The sequence below is a fragment of the Mesorhizobium sp. WSM4904 genome (assembly GCF_029674545.1).
Classification (GTDB): Bacteria; Pseudomonadota; Alphaproteobacteria; order Rhizobiales; family Rhizobiaceae; genus Mesorhizobium.
The window spans coordinates 4,014,084-4,029,103 of sequence record NZ_CP121354.1; the positions used below are offsets into that span (position 1 = coordinate 4,014,084).

A 15,020-nucleotide genomic window follows, 5' to 3' on the forward strand; every position below is an offset into this window, starting at 1 on the left:
CAAGTGATCGGGCGATGCCGGTCAAGATGCGGCCCGGCGACGAGGTGTCGCCGGGCCGCGACTTTCTCACGAGACAGCCTACATGCCGAGCGAGGCTTTGTAGAGCTTGATCTGGTTCTCGCGTCCGATCTGGTCGGTCAGCTTCTCCCAGGCGGCGGCGATGGCATCTGCGCCTTCCTGCGCCTTCATCTTGCCGGCGAAGGTGTTGGCCAGGATGTCCTCGGCGGCGCTGTAATACTGGAAGATGCCGGGGATGCGCGGCTCGATCGCGGCGTTCGGATGGTTGTAGGAGTCGCCCTCCGACTTCAGATACGAGGTGATGAAGGCCTCGTCATAGCCGGCCGCCACCCATTCCGGAATGTTGAAATGGGAGTTGCGATAGGGCTGGAAGCCGGAAGGATAGGCCGCGCACCACAGCGACAGATCCTTGCCGCCGAGATGGGCCGCCGCCGACCACGCCGCCTTCTTCTTCTTCTCGTCGCTGTCGACGCGGGCCATGACATAGACGCCCCAGCCGAGATAGGCGCAGTTCGGCGCATAGTTCGGGCCGCTGGCCAGCTTGTCCCACTTGCCGGTCTTGGAATTGTAGACATCGTCCGAGCCCGGCAGGATCGAGAAGCCGGTGACGTCGCCGATGACCGAGGAGTCGTTGGTCTTGACGTTGGAGCCGATGTCGCCCCACCAGGGGATCATCGAGCCGGTGCCGGCCAGAAACTGCTGGAAGCCGGTGGTGTTCGGATCGGCGTTGATCTGGTCCGGCGGCTCCGAGGGCAGGGCGTCGATCACGTCCTGGATGGCCCGCACCCAGGCCGGATTGTTGATGCGCGGCTTCATCGTGTCGGCATCGAACAGCCAAGCCTTGTCGTCGGGGTGCTTGGCATAGGCCGAGGCGCGGCTGCCGAGGAAGTAGAAGCCGAAGCCGCCCCAGGGCTTGGGCGCGTCGAGGTAGCCATAGACGTCCTGGCCCTTGAACTGCTTGCCCTTGAGGAACTTGGTGACGGCCTGCACCTGCTGCCAAGTCTTCGGCACGCCCCATTCGGCCATGCCTGCCTTGTCGCCGCCGTCGGCTTTCCAGGCTGCCGCCAGCTCGGAGTCGGAGAACACGTCGGTGCGGTAGTTGAAGTTGTGCGTGTCGCCGTCGATGGTCACGCGGTATTGCTTGCCGTCCCAGGTGCCGACCGGCGGCTTCAGGTAGTTGACGAGATCGTCCATGTCGATCTGCTTCTTGACCCAGTCGGGCATCTCCGAGGTGAGGCCCTTGCCGCAGACGTCGCCTTCGAAGGGCGCACCCATCTCGATGATGTCGAAATCGACGGTCTTGGTTGCAATCGACTGCTGCAGACGGGCGTTGTAATCGGCCTGGGCAAGGTCGATCCAGCTGATCTTGGCGCCGGTATAGGCCTCCCACGGCTTCAGGAAGCCACGGAACAGCACGTTGTGCAGGTTCTGATTGTTGAGGCCCATGAAGGTGAGCTCGACGCCGGCGAATTCACCTTCCTTGACGTTGGCCTTGGTCGCTTCCAGGCAAAGCTCGCCGACTTTCTGGAAGTCGGCGTCCGTCGGCTGGCCTTTGCCGACGCCCGGGATCTGCAGGATTTTCGCGCGCAGATCATCCGCGGCGGCGGCCGGTTTGGTCAGCGCGCCGAGCCCGGCGCCGGACGCCGCGGCAAGTGCCGCCATGCTGGCCGCGCCTTTCAGCACATCGCGGCGGGTCACCCCGGCTCGCACCAGTTTTTCGTAAAGATCGACTCTCATCTCAAGGTTCCTCCCAGAACTTCAGTCGCGAATTGATTTTGCCAATCTCTCGGACGCCGAAACGTCTGCGGTTCTCCTATACCATAGGGGGACGTGGGACCCCACCCTGCGTCGCCTGGAGATCCGATTTCCCGGACAAGGACCGGCTGTCGGATTGGCACTCGCCACTATTCGCGTAATCGATTACCTTGTCAACAAGAATGGCTTTTTATCTATAAGATACCGACTTGCCCTTGCCGTTGGCAATGGCTAGCTTCCACGAAAAAGATAGGGGAGACGATGGCTCAAGTCGCAATTAACAATGTGGCCAAGGCATTCGGAACCGTCAAGGTTCTGCATGAGGTTAGCGTCGATATCGCCGACGGCCAGTTCGTCGTGCTGGTTGGCCCTTCGGGATGCGGCAAGTCCACGCTGCTCAGGATGGTGGCGGGACTGGAAACGGTCTCCGGCGGAACGATCTCGATTGGCGACCGTGTCGTCAACCACCTGGCGCCTGCCAAGCGCGACATCGCCATGGTATTCCAGAACTACGCGCTCTATCCGCACAAGACGGTGGAGCAGAACATGGCTTTCGCATTGAAGCTGCGCGGCACCGATCCGGCCGTCGTTGCGGAGCGAGTGAAGCGCGCAGCCGATATCCTCGACCTCAATCCCTATCTCAAGCGCTATCCGCGCCAGCTTTCCGGCGGCCAGCGCCAGCGCGTCGCCATGGGCCGCGCCATCGTGCGCAATCCGCAGGTGTTCCTGTTCGACGAGCCGCTCAGCAATCTCGACGCCAAGCTGCGCGTGCAGATGCGCACCGAGATCAAGGAACTGCACCAGCGGCTGAAAACCACCACCATCTATGTCACCCACGACCAGATCGAGGCCATGACCATGGCCGACAAGATCGTGGTGATGCGCGACGGCCGCATCGAGCAGGTGGGCGCGCCGCTGGAACTGTTCGACCGGCCGGCCAATTTGTTCGTCGCCGGCTTCATCGGCTCGCCGGCGATGAACCTGCTCAAGGGCACGGTGAAGAAGGGTGAGAAGCCAGTCGTCGACATAGCGGGCTCGGCCTTTCCGATGCCCGCCGGTGTCGCGACCGAGGACGGACAGGCCGTCGTCTACGGCGTGCGCCCGGAGCATCTGGAAATCCATCCCGACGGCGTCGCATCCACGATTTCGGTGGTCGAACCGACAGGCTCGGAGACCTTGGTGTTCGTGCGCTTCGGCGAGGGCGAGATGGTGGCGCTGTTCCGCGAGCGCCACGACTTCAAACCGGGCGATACGTTGAAACTCAGGCCGCGGCTCGACCACGTCCATCTCTTCGATGCGGGGACCGGCAAGCGCCTTTAGAGCTTTACGCAATTCCGGACGGAAAACCGCTCACACTTTTCCGGGAATTGCTCCAGACCGCACACAGACTTCCGAGAGGGAACCATGCTCAAAGGGATCAATCCGCTGCTCAATGCCGATGTGCTCCAGGCGCTGCGGGCTATGGGGCACGGCGACGACCTGATCATCGCCGACTCCAATTTTCCATCCGACTCCGTCGCGAAGCAGACCGTGCTCGGCAAGCTGCTGCGCATCGATGCGCCGGCGGCCGAGGTGGTGAAGGCGGTGCTGTCGCTCTACCCGCTGGACAGCTTCGTCAACGATGCGGCCGCCCGCATGGAAATCGTCGGCAAGCCGAACGAAATCCCGCCGGTACAGAAGGAGGTGCAGAAGGAGATCGACGCGGCCGAAGGCAAGTCCTGGCCGATGATCTCGATCGAGCGTTACGCCTTCTACGAGCGCGCCAAGAAGTCCTATTGCGTCATCCAGACCGGCGAGCGCCGCTTCTACGGCTGTTTCGCCTTCCGCAAGGGCGTCATTCCGCCGGAAGCGGAGTAGAGAAATGGCCGCCGGCAAGCCAGTCGTCATGAAGCCTGTTGTGATCTTGGGCGTCTTCGTCGCCGATACCGCCTATCGCGCCGACCGCCAGCCACGCATGGGCGAGACGATCCTCGGCAACTCGTTCAAGCTCGGACCGGGCGGCAAGGGCTCGAACCAGGCGGTCGCCGCCGGCAAGCTGGGTGCCGACGTCACGTTCTTGACGAGGCTCGGCGTCGATGCCTTCGCCGACATGGCCAAGCAGACCTGGAAGGCGGCGGGCGTGAAGAGCGCCGTGATCGACACGCCGGACAGCTATACGGGCGCCGCCTACATCTTCGTCGAAGAAGGCAGCGGCAACAACGCCATCATCGTCAGCCCGGGTGCTGCGATGCTGATCTCGCCCGCCGACATCGAAGCTCACGCCGATCTGATCCGCTCGGCCGGCGTCTTCGTCACCCAGCTCGAGCAGCCGATCGACGCGGCGCTGAAGGCGCTCGAGATCGCACGCGGGGTAGGGGTGACGACCATCCTCAACCCGGCGCCGGCAGCCAGCCTGCCGGACCGCATCTACGCGCTCTGCGACTATGTCACGCCGAACGAATCCGAGGCCGAAGGGCTGACCGGCATCACCGTCGCTTCGGTCGATGATGCCCGCCGCGCCGCCGACAGTCTGCTGGCGAAAGGCGTCGGCGCCGTCATCGTGACGCTCGGGGAGAAGGGCGCGCTGCTCCACACCAAGGACCGTTCCGACCATGTCGGCGCCGTCAACGCCGGCCCGGTGGTCGAGACCACGGGCGCGGGCGACGCCTTCAATGGCGGCTTGGCGGCGGCGCTTGCCACGGGCGTCGAGCCCTTGGAGGCGGTACGCTTCGCCTGCGCTGTCGCCGGCATTTCGGTGACCCGTCCGGGCACGGCTCCGTCCATGCCGACGCTGCAGGAGGTCGAGGCGCTGCTGGCGAGGGCTTGAAGCCGCCAACCTCACGTATGGCCCAACGGGTCGGTAGCGCTCGTCGGGCGCCTGCCACGACCCTTGTAATTCAGTGTCTTACGACGACATGGTTGCATATTAGCAACGGTTAATATTATTCGACGCCAACGCCTTGCTTCGACGGCGCAGCTGTCCCGTAATGGGTCACTGTGTCTGGCATCCCTATTGCATTGCCAGCAATGCCGGAGTGGACCGCGCTCCGGTAGCCGGGGGCAAATTTGGGGGCCCGCCGCTCCCGAACGGGGCGGCGGGCTTTTTGAGAATCGAGTTGAGGGTCGCCTCGAGACGCCAAAGCCTTGGGTGCCGTGCCGATGTATTTTCCTCAATTTCTGATCGGTATGTTCGCGACGTCGTTGATCGTTGCGATCTGGGCTGAGCTGGAGACCGGCTCCATCTGGAAGGCGCTCGGCTGGGCCATCCTTGCCTTGATCATCCTTCAAATTGGATACTTCGGACTGGTGGTCCGGTTGATCTACAAACGGGGAACGGAAGGTACCGAGGCTGACTTGGTATCGACAAGCTCCACGCCCTCGGTCCATCGAGCGCGTCCGCGTTAGTGGGCGTGCGCCCGGTCCCGCCTTCGGTCCGGCTCACATCAGCTGTCAATCCGCTCCTCGGAACGCAACGAGTGCGAGTGCGTTCACTGTCTTGATCGAACACAAGGCAGCCCGGTTCCCGGAACGGTGAGATGAAAAAGCCCTATGAAAAGCCCACGCTTGTACGGCGCGAGAAGCTCACCGCGCGCACCGCCCAGATCGTCGCCTCCGGCGTGATATTGGGCGAGTGAACCGGAAGCGCGGCTAAAGAATCTTGCTGGTCAGTTCGAGCGTCGTCGTCGCGCCTTGCTCGCTGCCGGGAACATGCACCACGCGCATGACGCGAAGGTCCCTGTTCGATCCCTCGATCAGCAAGGACACGCTTTCGCCAACCCGCGGCAATTCTTGAAACGCGAGCTCGTCCACCTCCCTGGCGTCGTCAATCGAAAAGCGGCATAGCACAGCCATCTCAATCTCTCGTCTTTTGTCCCTGTGCGGAACGAGACAGCTACGCAATGGTTCCGAGAGGTCGGCAGAGCACATGCTTTGGGCGGAGATGCGTGGCCGTGCGCTCAGGCGGCATATCTGTTGACGCCGCCTGGTGAGACGTTGCTCGGCTGACGAGCTGAACAACTGAGGCTTGGAGCTTTATTTGAGACCGAACGTGACGCCGCTAGAGAGCAGGGCCTGGCCGAATGGCGCTGCCGTCGTAAAAGCGCGACAGGCGGAAGCGGGTGAGGTCGTGCCCAATCTCGTTTCCTTGGATCATGTCGGAGACGACCCGACCGATTCCCGGCCCGATACCGAAGCCGTGACCGCTCATACCCGTTGCGACGACGAGGCCGACGATCGCCTGCACGCGATCCACTATGGGGACGACGTCCGGCATCGCGTCGATCATGCCTGCCCAGCTCGCCTTTAGGCGGACCGGCCCGAGCTGCGGGAACAGGCGCCTGAAATTGCGTTCGATCGAACGCAGACCGGAACGTTCGGGAGCGGGATTGAGCACCCGCATTCTTTCGAAGGGACTTTGGGAATCCGGCGCCCATTGACGTCGCGTCGACCAGCCGTCCGGGTAACCCGCCGGCGCGGCCGGCGAATAGCGTGAGCCGAAAGGATTGGCGATCAGGGCGGGAAGGTATTTCGTCGCATGCCGGAATGCGTCGGGCCCCAGGTAGAGCAAATGGCTGCCTCCCGGAGCGAGCGTGTATCCGCCATCCTGTCGGCGTCTGAAAGCGATATGCTCTCCTGCCGCGGCGCCTGCGTGGATTTCTGGCAGCGGCTCCGTTGCCGCGGCGGTCGACCTGACGCTGAGCTGGGGAATGGAAACGCCATGTCTTCTCAGGAACAGGGAAGACCACGCACCGCCAGCGAGCAGAACGCTGGACGTCTCGATGTGACCCGCCTCGGTCCAGACACCGCTGACCCTGCCGGCCGAGATTTCCAGGGTTCGCGCCGCGCAATTCTCCACGATCTTGACGCCTTTGCGGGCCGCAAGCCGAGCGAGAGCGGGCACGGCCATCCAGGGCTCCGCCCGCATGTCGGAAGGTGTCGTCATCGCGCCCTTGAAACTGCGTGACATGCCTTTGATGAGGCCAGCGGTTTCCTGCGCGTTCAGAAGGCGAGTGTCGATCTTGTGGACGGCGGCGATCTTCATGAATGCTTCGAAGCCGGCCATTTTGTCTTCCGAGCTTGCCAGGTAGGTCACGCCTGTCTGCTTCAAGCCGATGTCTTCGCCGCATTCCTCAGCCAACTGCCGCCAGTGACGGGAGGCCTCGATCACGATCGGCAGCTCGTCCGCATCGCGTCCCTGCTTGCGGATCCATCCCCAATTGCGGGAGGACTGCTCGGCCGCAATCCGGCCCTTTTCCACCAGCGTCACCGAGATGTTGCGCCGCGCAAGAAAAAGCGCCGTCGTCACACCGATGACGCCGCCGCCGATGATCACGACGTCCGAACTTTTCGGCGGGGGACCGGGATATTGAATGGGGTTCGCTTCGGAGAACGGGAAAGTAGGCAAGTGGCGCATCCTGAAAAAGACGACGACAGCTATGGCCCACTGGCCGCCACCTTTTCTTGAGGCAGTTCAAGGGAAGGTGAAGTACAAGCTGCTTGGCGAGCGCCCGATATTCGCCCAAAACAGACGGGTAGCCGACGTATGTGCGGCCACGATTCAAAGCTCGATCACATCGGATAACGTTTGCGTTCCACCTCCGTTTCAACGCAGGGGTGGCCTCTATATCTCGTCGCGGGCCGAGAACCGCCGGCGGTGAGTGGCTGCATCGCGACACGACGCGACCAGACGGCCCATTTCGGAGAAGCGGTACAACCGCTTCCTCCACCATAGGGAGAAGCCATCATGCGCTCTTTCATGCCAAAAATCGTCGCGGCCGCATCGATCTTCGCGGCCATACCGCTTTCGAGCGCCTATGCGGTGCACCGTCACCACAAGGTCGACACCATGACCACGGCATCGGTGCCGGCGGATCCAAAGGCGAAAGCGGCGTTGGATCAGTTGCTGAACGTAAGGCAGGGTATCCGAGCGGCAAGGCAAGCCGGCAAGATCACGCAGGACCAGGCACGCGACCTGATGCAGCAGGCGGATACCATCCAGCGTACCGCGCTGACTTCCGGAGACCGTTCGGCGCTAGGGCAGATCAACGCACTGGATCAGCGGCTTCAGAATGCCACCGGCCAAGGCACCTACATCGGTAGTGGCGGCGACGGCGGCTATTACCCGAACGGCTGACGAAGATACGAGCTTCATAAATGGCTGCCGGCGTGACCAACGCCTGCTCTCAGAGCCGTCGGAGAAAAGAGCTTGAAGATCAAGCCTTTCTCAACCCCACGCCGGCGCCACCACCATTCTCAAGGATGAGCTTGACACTTGCTATTTCAAGGGCGCGGCAGACAAACATCCATGTTGTTCGCCTGCCTCGTCGGGCTGCCAAGATGCGGACTCGAGAAATCGAATGATTTTCCCCGCCAGAACAGCAGGACAATAAATACAATGATTTCCGAGAGGGAATGGCGCGAGTGACGGGGCTCGAACCCGCGACCTCCGGCGTGACAGGCCGGCACTCTAACCGACTGAGCTACACCCGCGCACTGACGAGCACGTGTCAGGCGTGTTCGTCGTTGGGGCGCTGGATAAGGGGTTCGTTTGCGGGTGTCAAGCGCGGCATGTGAGCATAACGGCAATCAGCGGAAGGTTTTTTGACAAGTGAGCCGGCGTTGGGGAAATCCGCCGGATAGCGGGTGCGCCGGCCGTTCATTGGGCCTTGCGAACGGAGCCCTAACTGCTTAAAGGTCCGGCCCGGAGCGGGCGATTAGCTCAGTTGGTAGAGCGCTTCGTTTACACCGAAGATGTCGGCGGTTCGAGCCCGTCATCGCCCACCAGCTTCCCGGCACCGATCAAAGAATCACGGCGGCGTCAGGCGGAAATCCTGGCCTTCGGGCAGGAGCTGGCCGCCATCGACGACGATCGTCGTGCCGGTGATGTAGCTGGCGTCGTCGGAAGCCAGGAACAGGAAGGCGTTGGCGACGTCGCGCGGCGTGCCGAGGCGCCCGAGCGGCACGGCGTCCTCCATGCTCTTGATGAAGGCGTCGTCGCGGTGCAGCTTCATGCCTTCGGTCAGGATGTTGCCGGGCTCGACGCCGTTGACGGTGATGCCATAGCCGGAAAATTCGAGCGCCGCGGCGCGGATGAAGCCGTTGATGCCGGCTTTGCTCGCCGAATAATGGCCGTGGCCGGGGCTGCTCACCTGCGGGCCGGTGATGGAGGAGGTGAAGAGCATGCGGCCGCTGCCCTGCGCCTTCATCGGCGTGAGCGCCGCACGGGCGGCGTTGAAGCTGCCGCGCAGATTGACCGCCATGACGCGGTCCCAGTCTTCCGGACTGGTGTTCTCGATGAGCTGCCAGGGGTAGATGCCGGCGTTCTGGACGATGATGTCGAGACGGCCGTGGCGCTGCAGCGCCAATGTCACCACCGCTTCCGCGTCGGCCATTTTCGAGATGTCGGTGTGGATGAAGGCGGCGCCCAGCTCGTCGGCGCTCGCCTTGCCGGCCTCGGCTTCGCTGTCGGCAAGGACGAGTTTCGCCCCCTCCTCGGCGAAGCGCTGGGCTATGCCCTTGCCGATGCCGCGCGCGGCGCCGACGATCGCCGCCACCTTGCCTTCGATGCGTCCAGTCATGCGAGCCGTCCTGTCATGCGAGTCTTTGGCGAATGGTCTGCTTGAAAGCGTCGAGCAGCACGGCCGCCAGCACAAGCAAGCCGTGGATGACCTGGGTGAAGTTGGCCGGCAGGCCCATGAGGTTGATGGCGGTGTTGATGGCCGACAAAAGCAGCACGCCGGCATAGACGCCGGGCAGGGTGCCGACGCCGCCCTTGAGGCTGACGCCGCCGATGACGACGGCTGCGAAGGCGTTGAAGAGCAGGCCGACGCCGAGATTGGCGGTGGCGCCGGAGGTACGGATGGCGAGCAGCCAGCCGGCGAGGCCGGCAATGGCGCCGGCAAGCACGAAGGCGATGATCAGGTTGCGGTTGACGCGGATGCCGGCGCGGAAGGTTGCCGTCTCGTTGCCGCCGATCATCACCAGATGCCGGCCGAACGGCGTCTTGGCCAGGATCAGCGAGAAGACGACGAAGCAGCCGACGGCGATCCAGGCGGTGAGCGGCAGCCCGGCGAGGCGCTGGATGCCGAACCAGCGGATGGCCGGCGCCAGGTCCTGTGCCGATCGCCCGCCCGAGACCACCAGCACGAGGCCGCGCACCCAGATGTAGGAGGCCAGCGTGATGATGAAGGCGCTCATCTTCAGCCTGACGATGAGGAAGCCGTTGACGACGCCGATGACGGCGCCGACCACAAGCGCGACGGCGAGCGACACCGGCACCATCAGCCACTCCGGATGCAGCTGCAGGCCAAGGCCGATGCCGGACGAGCAGAACATGATGCCGACCGCCATGGCGCTGAGGGCAGCCACCGATTCGACCGAAAGGTCCATGTGACCGGCGATGATGACCAGCGCCAGGCCGATCGACATGACGCCGAGCACGCTCGAAGCCTCGATGATGTTGGCGAAGATGCCGAGCTGGAAGAAGTTGGGAATGAAGATCGAGAACACCGCCAGCACGAAGACCAGCATGAACCAGACGAGATTGTCGAGCACGAGCTCGAGGATATGGCGGGTGCGTGGGCTCATCATGTGATCCGGGTAGGGCCGATCCGGTTGACGTCAGGACTGGATGCGCGGCCGCTGCCTGCGGACGCGCCGAGAGGCTCCGGGCCGGCAGGCCCGGAGCTCGATGCGGCAAAGCCTATTCGACGGACTTCACCGTATCCGTCGGCGGCTTCTGGTTGCCCCAGAAGGCGGGGTTGTCGACGTTCGCCTTGGTGATCGCCGCGCCCGGGATCTTGATGTTCGGGCCCCAGGCTTCCTTGGTCACGACCGACTTCAAGCCGAGCACGTCATAGTCGCCGGGCTTGATCTCCTGCTTGTTGGCGACCTTGTCCATGAACATCGCGACCGCGGCGGCCTGCGCATAAAGCGGCTGCTCGACCTCGACGTTCAGCCAGCCCTTGCGGATCAGGTCGAGGCCGACCGGCGCGCCGTTCGAGCTCATCAGCATCACGTCGCCCGGCTTCTTGCCGGCGGCCTCCAGCGAGGCGACGGCGGCGACCGAAAGATGCGCGGCGTGGCTGAAGATCAGGTCGATGTCTGGATTGGCCAGGATCTGGTCGGCGACGATGGTGCCGGCGTTGCTCGCCTCCCACTGCATGGCCGGAAGCGAGATGATCTTGACGTCCGGAAACGCTTTCATCTTCTCTTCGAAACCCTTCTGGATGTCGAGGGTATACGGGTCGCCGGGATCGCCGAGCACCTGCAGGATCTTGCCCTTGACCGAGCCGTTCTTGGCCTTCAGCAGCGCTTCGGCCTGTTCGGCGGCGATGTGGCCGATCTCGACGGTGCCGGCGACGGAGGTGAAGTCGGACGGCGTCGCGGTGATCTGGCGGTCGAACTCGACCACCGGGATGCCGGCCGCGCGGGCGGCTTCAACGGATGGTTTCAGCGCGTTGAAATCGACCGCGGCGAGGATGATCGCCTTGGGCTTCAGCGCGATGACGTCGTTCATCTGCGATTGCTGGGCGTCGGTCTTGTTGTCGGCGTTCAGCGTCTTCATCTCGTAGCCGACCTGCTTCAGGAACAATTCCAGCGCGCTCACCGAGCCGGTCTGGAATTCGTCGAGCAATGTCGGGACCAGGTAGTAGACGGTACCCTTGGACTGGGCGAATGCCGGCGTGAGCGTGGCAAATGCCAGGGCCAGGATACCGAAGACAGAAAGTAGCAGTCGTTTCATGTCGTTGGCTCCTCTTTTCGCCGGACCCCTCATTTGTCCCTCAGCCCGCCGGTCCGGCACCGGCGAGCGTCTCTCCGGTGATCATGTTGATCACCGCATCGGGACTTGTCTTGTTGCGGGCAACGTCGCCGGCCACGACGCCCTGGCGGATCACCACGATCCGGTCGGCGACCTGGAAGGCCTGCTGCATGATGTGGGTGATGATGACGACGCCGATGCCCTGGCTCGCCACCTGGCGGATCATGTCGAGGCCGCGGCGCGTCTGCTCGACGCCGAGCGCGGCGAAGGGTTCGTCGAGCAGCACCAGCTTGCCGCCCCAATGGACGAAGCGGTTAAGCTCGATCGCCTGCCGCTGGCCGCCCGAGAGATGCTCGACCTTGGTGCGCAACGAGGGAATGCGCGTGCCGGCATTGGCCAAGGCCTTCGCCACCACGGCTTCCATGGCGCGCTCGTCGAGCACCGGAACGCCCAGCACCTTGCGGGTGATCTCGCGGCCCATGAAGAAGTTGGCCACCACGTCGACATTGGTGCAGAGCGAGAGGTCCTGATAGACCGTCTCGATGCCTGCGGCCTTGGCCTCCGCGGGCGATTTGGCAAGGAACTCCTTGCCCTCGAACAGCATGCGGCCGGAGGTCGGCTCGAGCCCGCCGGCGATGATCTTGACCAGCGTCGACTTGCCGGCGCCGTTGTCGCCCAGCAGCGCCACTACCTCGCCGCGTCCGATCGAAAAGCTGATGCCGCGCAGCGCCTGGATGGCGCCGTAGTTCTTGGTGACGTTGTCGAGGACCAACAGGGGTTCGCTCATGCCGCGATGTCTCCGCCTTTCAGAAGGTCGCCCTCGCGCTGCCGCTTGGCGGTGAAGATCTGGCCGAAGCGCGGGGAAAGCACGCCGGAAACGGCAAGCGCGGCCGCACCCCGCAACACTGCATGCTGACCGCCCCGGGCGACCAGGATGCGCGGCGCCGTGCGATCCCTGCGGGCCGAGACCGAATTGTGCAGCGGTTCGGCCGACGCCGCCAGCCGTTCGAGCAGGGCAGGGGAAGCCAGCCCGCCGAGGACGATCGTTTCGGGGTCGAAGAGGTTTTCGATGATGGTGATGGCATTGCGGAAGACCGGCGCGATCTCGGTAACCCAGTCGGCATCATCGCCGCTCCAGCGGCCTCGCGCTTCCAGCGAGATGTAGCGTTCGAGGCAGCCGCGGTTGCCGCAGGGACAGGGCTCGCCGCCCGGAACGACCGGAATGTGGCCGATCTCGCCGGCATTGCCCCAGGCGCCGCGCAATACGCTGCCGTCATGCAGCATGGTGCCGCCAAGGCCGATGCCGAAGTAGAGATAGTAATATTCTGAATGTTTCGTGCCGAGGCCGTAGAAGCGTTCGCCCATCGCGGCTGCGGCCATGTCGTTCTCGAAAAAGGCCGGCAGGCCAGTGACGGCGGTCAGCCGCTCGCGCAGCGGAACTTCCTGCCAGCCGGCCATGGTGGTCGGGCCGACAAAGCTCATCGGCTCGACACCGAACGGTCCCGGCAGCGCCATGCCGATGCCGATGACGCGGCCGCCCGAGCGGCGGCCGGTCAATTCGGCGACCATGGCGCCGATTGCATCGAATGCATCGTCGGGAGCGGCGTTGGGCGCTTCGCGATGCGCGCTCTCGATAACGTCGCCGCTGAGGTTGATCAGCGCCGCATCGATACCGAGCGGGGTGAGGTGGATGCCGACGGCATAACCGCCTTCCGGATTGACGCGCAGCGTTGCCGGCGGCAGGCCGCGGCCCTTCGGCTCCTCGCGAACCGACAGGATGTAGCCCTGCTCTTCCAATTCGCGCACGATGGTCGACACCGTCTGTACGGTGAGGCCGACATGCCGCGCGATCTCGCCGCGGGCGATCGGGCCGAAGCGGCGAATGGATTCGAGCACGATGCGCCGGTTGTACGGCCGTCCGAACTCCTGATTGGTCCCCCGCAACGCCATCGCCTGCGCTCCCAGTTGACGCTAAGTTCGCAGAGAAGATTTATTCAGTCAAATGGAATTCAAAAATAAATCGGCGATGAAATCACTGAAATCGGGGAACGACAGGACGGGTTAGGACCTGTCGACGTGGCGGCCTTGGCTGATTGCTCCCCGCCGAAGCCTCCTCGATGGTGATGGTGAGTGAACCAGCGACCGTTGACGCAGCACGCATGGAGCAGAGATGATCGAATTGCCGTTTGCCCGCGACGAATATCAGCAGCGGCTTCGCAAGATCCGCAGCGAAATGTCGAAGCGTGGTCTCGAACTCCTGATCGTCAACGACGTCGCCAACCAGCACTACATCACCGGCTATGACGGCTGGTCGTTCTACACGCCGCAGGTGGTGCTGGTTCCCATCGAGGATGCCGAACCGGTCTGGATCGGCCGCGCCATGGATGCGGCAGGCGGTCTTCTGACGGTATGGATGAAGCCTGAGAATGTGGTCGGTTTCCCAGAAGACCATGTTCAACGGGCCGACCGCCACCCGATGGAGTGGATCGCGGGCTGGATCGTCGCCAAGGGCTGGGGAAACAGGCATATCGGCATCGAACTCGAAGCGTATTATTTCTCCCCGAAAGGGCATGCCCGGCTCGTCGCCGGGCTTCCCAACGCAAAATGGCATGATGCCGATCTCCTGGTGAACTGGATCCGCGCGGTCAAATCCGCGCCCGAGATCGCCTATCTGCGCAAGGCCTCGACGCTCGCCGAAGCCGCCGTCGCGCGGGCCCTCGAAGTCATTGCGCCGGGCGTGCGCGAATGCGATGCCATTGCCTCCATCCAGGCGGCGCAGATCGCCGGCAGCCCGGACTTTGCAGGCGATATCACCGCCCTTCCGCCAACGATCCTCGGCGGCGAGAATGCTTCGGCCCCCCACATCATGTGGAGCGACAGGCGGTTCGGGGAAAACGAGACGATTGCGCTGGAACTCGCTGGCGTCTGCCGCCGCTACGCGGCCGGGCTGGCGCGAACGATGCAGCTAGGGAAGACACCGACGCGTGTCTCGGACACCGCCAAGGCGGTGATCGAGGGCATGGATGCGGTGCTTGACGCCGTCAGGCCGGGAACGTCGGCCGAAGCGGTCGAGGCTGCGTGGCGCAAGGTCATCCAACGCCATGGGCTGAAGAAGGAATCGCGCATCGGCTATTCCATCGGCGTCGCCTATCCGCCGGATTGGGGCGAACACACGATCAGCCTCAGGCCGGGCGACAAGACCGTGCTTGCGCCCGGCAACGTCGTTCATTCCATCCTCGGCATGTGGATGGATGGCTGGGGCATCGAGATCAGCGAGACCATCCTGGTGACCGAAACCGGCTGTGAGACCCTGACCAAGTTCCCGCGAGAGATCCATGTCAAATCCTGAGGGCGAGGCGATGGCAGGCCCTGCCGGCAGCGCCGCTGCGGCCAACATCTGTCAGAGACGCCCGTCGGTCGATTTTCGGTTTGGAATCCGCAACGGAGGTCGAATCGGTCTATCCGCTTCATCACCCCAGATTTCCGCGTCGATGAGGCGGCATTGAAG

The 15,020-nt window shown here is 63.6% G+C and carries 15 protein-coding genes and 2 tRNA genes; 8 read left to right on the forward strand and 9 right to left on the reverse strand.

Annotated features, from left to right (window positions below; all coding sequences use genetic code 11):
- Positions 1–78: 78 nt before the first annotated feature.
- Positions 79–1,755, reverse strand: coding sequence for a sugar ABC transporter substrate-binding protein (locus tag QAZ47_RS19145; protein ID WP_278230403.1), 1,677 nt, complete (start codon positions 1,753–1,755; stop codon positions 79–81).
- A 279-nt stretch (positions 1,756–2,034) separates the two neighbouring features.
- Here QAZ47_RS19145 and ugpC point away from each other — a divergent pair, with 279 nt between their 5' ends.
- From ugpC to QAZ47_RS19170, 5 genes are all read left to right on the forward strand, one after another.
- The gene (gene ugpC, locus QAZ47_RS19150; protein ID WP_278202274.1) at positions 2,035–3,093 is read left to right on the forward strand and encodes a sn-glycerol-3-phosphate ABC transporter ATP-binding protein UgpC; all 1,059 of its coding nucleotides are present in this window, start codon (positions 2,035–2,037) and stop codon (positions 3,091–3,093) included.
- A gap of 84 nt (positions 3,094–3,177) precedes the next feature.
- Positions 3,178–3,630, forward strand: a complete 453-nt coding sequence (locus QAZ47_RS19155) for an RbsD/FucU family protein (RefSeq protein WP_278202275.1) — start codon at positions 3,178–3,180, stop codon at positions 3,628–3,630.
- A gap of 4 nt (positions 3,631–3,634) precedes the next feature.
- The gene (gene rbsK, locus QAZ47_RS19160; protein WP_278202276.1) at positions 3,635–4,579 is read left to right on the forward strand and encodes a ribokinase; all 945 of its coding nucleotides are present in this window, start codon (positions 3,635–3,637) and stop codon (positions 4,577–4,579) included.
- 326 nt (positions 4,580–4,905) lie between these two features.
- Positions 4,906–5,157, forward strand: coding sequence for a hypothetical protein (locus QAZ47_RS19165; RefSeq protein ID WP_278207885.1), 252 nt, complete (start codon positions 4,906–4,908; stop codon positions 5,155–5,157).
- Between the two features lie 131 nt (positions 5,158–5,288).
- Positions 5,289–5,387 carry a putative RiPP precursor gene (locus tag QAZ47_RS19170; RefSeq protein WP_278074032.1) on the forward strand — a complete coding sequence of 33 codons (99 nt, stop codon included), beginning with the start codon at positions 5,289–5,291 and terminating at the stop codon, positions 5,385–5,387.
- A gap of 13 nt (positions 5,388–5,400) precedes the next feature.
- Here the strand turns inward: QAZ47_RS19170 and QAZ47_RS19175 are convergent, their stop codons facing one another.
- Together QAZ47_RS19175 and QAZ47_RS19180 are read right to left on the reverse strand one after the other, a co-directional pair.
- Positions 5,401–5,562 (reverse strand): hypothetical protein, encoded by a 162-nt coding sequence (locus QAZ47_RS19175; protein ID WP_278202277.1) that lies wholly within the window; start codon positions 5,560–5,562, stop codon positions 5,401–5,403.
- Positions 5,563–5,809: 247 nt separating this feature from the next.
- Positions 5,810–7,156: an FAD-binding oxidoreductase gene (locus QAZ47_RS19180; RefSeq protein ID WP_278202278.1), complete on the reverse strand. Its 1,347-nt coding sequence runs from the start codon at positions 7,154–7,156 to the stop codon at positions 5,810–5,812.
- Between the two features lie 339 nt (positions 7,157–7,495).
- Here QAZ47_RS19180 and QAZ47_RS19185 point away from each other — a divergent pair, with 339 nt between their 5' ends.
- The gene (locus QAZ47_RS19185; RefSeq protein WP_278202279.1) at positions 7,496–7,885 is read left to right on the forward strand and encodes a hypothetical protein; all 390 of its coding nucleotides are present in this window, start codon (positions 7,496–7,498) and stop codon (positions 7,883–7,885) included.
- A 279-nt stretch (positions 7,886–8,164) separates the two neighbouring features.
- Here QAZ47_RS19185 and QAZ47_RS19190 read toward each other — a convergent pair.
- A tRNA-Asp gene (locus QAZ47_RS19190) sits at positions 8,165–8,241 on the reverse strand.
- Between the two features lie 218 nt (positions 8,242–8,459).
- On the opposite strand from QAZ47_RS19190, the gene QAZ47_RS19195 reads away from it, so the two are divergent.
- Positions 8,460–8,535: transfer RNA gene (locus QAZ47_RS19195), tRNA-Val, on the forward strand.
- Positions 8,536–8,558: 23 nt separating this feature from the next.
- Here the strand turns inward: QAZ47_RS19195 and QAZ47_RS19200 are convergent.
- From QAZ47_RS19200 to QAZ47_RS19220, 5 genes are all read right to left on the reverse strand, one after another.
- Complete coding sequence (locus QAZ47_RS19200; RefSeq protein ID WP_278202280.1) at positions 8,559–9,329, reverse strand: SDR family oxidoreductase; 771 nt, start codon at positions 9,327–9,329, stop codon at positions 8,559–8,561.
- A gap of 13 nt (positions 9,330–9,342) precedes the next feature.
- Positions 9,343–10,338 (reverse strand): ABC transporter permease, encoded by a 996-nt coding sequence (locus QAZ47_RS19205; protein ID WP_278202281.1) that lies wholly within the window; start codon positions 10,336–10,338, stop codon positions 9,343–9,345.
- 115 nt (positions 10,339–10,453) lie between these two features.
- Entirely contained in the window at positions 10,454–11,494 is a 1,041-nt protein-coding gene (locus tag QAZ47_RS19210) for a sugar ABC transporter substrate-binding protein (protein WP_278202282.1), read from the reverse strand.
- A 40-nt stretch (positions 11,495–11,534) separates the two neighbouring features.
- Positions 11,535–12,299, reverse strand: a complete 765-nt coding sequence (locus QAZ47_RS19215) for an ATP-binding cassette domain-containing protein (RefSeq protein WP_278074039.1) — start codon at positions 12,297–12,299, stop codon at positions 11,535–11,537.
- A complete protein-coding gene (locus QAZ47_RS19220; protein ID WP_278230404.1) occupies positions 12,296–13,462 on the reverse strand; it encodes an ROK family transcriptional regulator in 1,167 nt (388 codons plus the stop codon). Before QAZ47_RS19220 ends, QAZ47_RS19215 begins: the two co-directional genes overlap by 4 nt.
- Positions 13,463–13,682: 220 nt before the next feature.
- Here QAZ47_RS19220 and QAZ47_RS19225 point away from each other — a divergent pair, with 220 nt between their 5' ends.
- The gene (locus QAZ47_RS19225; RefSeq protein ID WP_278230405.1) at positions 13,683–14,861 is read left to right on the forward strand and encodes a M24 family metallopeptidase; all 1,179 of its coding nucleotides are present in this window, start codon (positions 13,683–13,685) and stop codon (positions 14,859–14,861) included.
- Positions 14,862–15,020 lie beyond the last annotated feature (159 nt).

Bases quoted from the DNA above. Each gene is read 5' to 3' on its own strand.
- QAZ47_RS19145 (WP_278230403.1), bottom strand. From the start codon at position 1,755: ATGAGAGTCGATCTTTACGAAAAACTGGTGCGAGCCGGGGTGACCCGC.
- ugpC (WP_278202274.1), top strand. From the start codon at position 2,035: ATGGCTCAAGTCGCAATTAACAATGTGGCCAAGGCATTCGGAACCGTC.
- QAZ47_RS19155 (WP_278202275.1), top strand. From the start codon at position 3,178: ATGCTCAAAGGGATCAATCCGCTGCTCAATGCCGATGTGCTCCAGGCG.
- rbsK (WP_278202276.1), top strand. From the start codon at position 3,635: ATGGCCGCCGGCAAGCCAGTCGTCATGAAGCCTGTTGTGATCTTGGGC.
- QAZ47_RS19170 (WP_278074032.1), top strand. From the start codon at position 5,289: ATGAAAAAGCCCTATGAAAAGCCCACGCTTGTACGGCGCGAGAAGCTC.
- QAZ47_RS19185 (WP_278202279.1), top strand. From the start codon at position 7,496: ATGCGCTCTTTCATGCCAAAAATCGTCGCGGCCGCATCGATCTTCGCG.
- QAZ47_RS19200 (WP_278202280.1), bottom strand. From the start codon at position 9,329: ATGACTGGACGCATCGAAGGCAAGGTGGCGGCGATCGTCGGCGCCGCG.
- QAZ47_RS19205 (WP_278202281.1), bottom strand. From the start codon at position 10,338: ATGAGCCCACGCACCCGCCATATCCTCGAGCTCGTGCTCGACAATCTC.
- QAZ47_RS19210 (WP_278202282.1), bottom strand. From the start codon at position 11,494: ATGAAACGACTGCTACTTTCTGTCTTCGGTATCCTGGCCCTGGCATTT.
- QAZ47_RS19215 (WP_278074039.1), bottom strand. From the start codon at position 12,299: ATGAGCGAACCCCTGTTGGTCCTCGACAACGTCACCAAGAACTACGGC.
- QAZ47_RS19220 (WP_278230404.1), bottom strand. From the start codon at position 13,462: ATGGCGTTGCGGGGGACCAATCAGGAGTTCGGACGGCCGTACAACCGG.
- QAZ47_RS19225 (WP_278230405.1), top strand. From the start codon at position 13,683: ATGATCGAATTGCCGTTTGCCCGCGACGAATATCAGCAGCGGCTTCGC.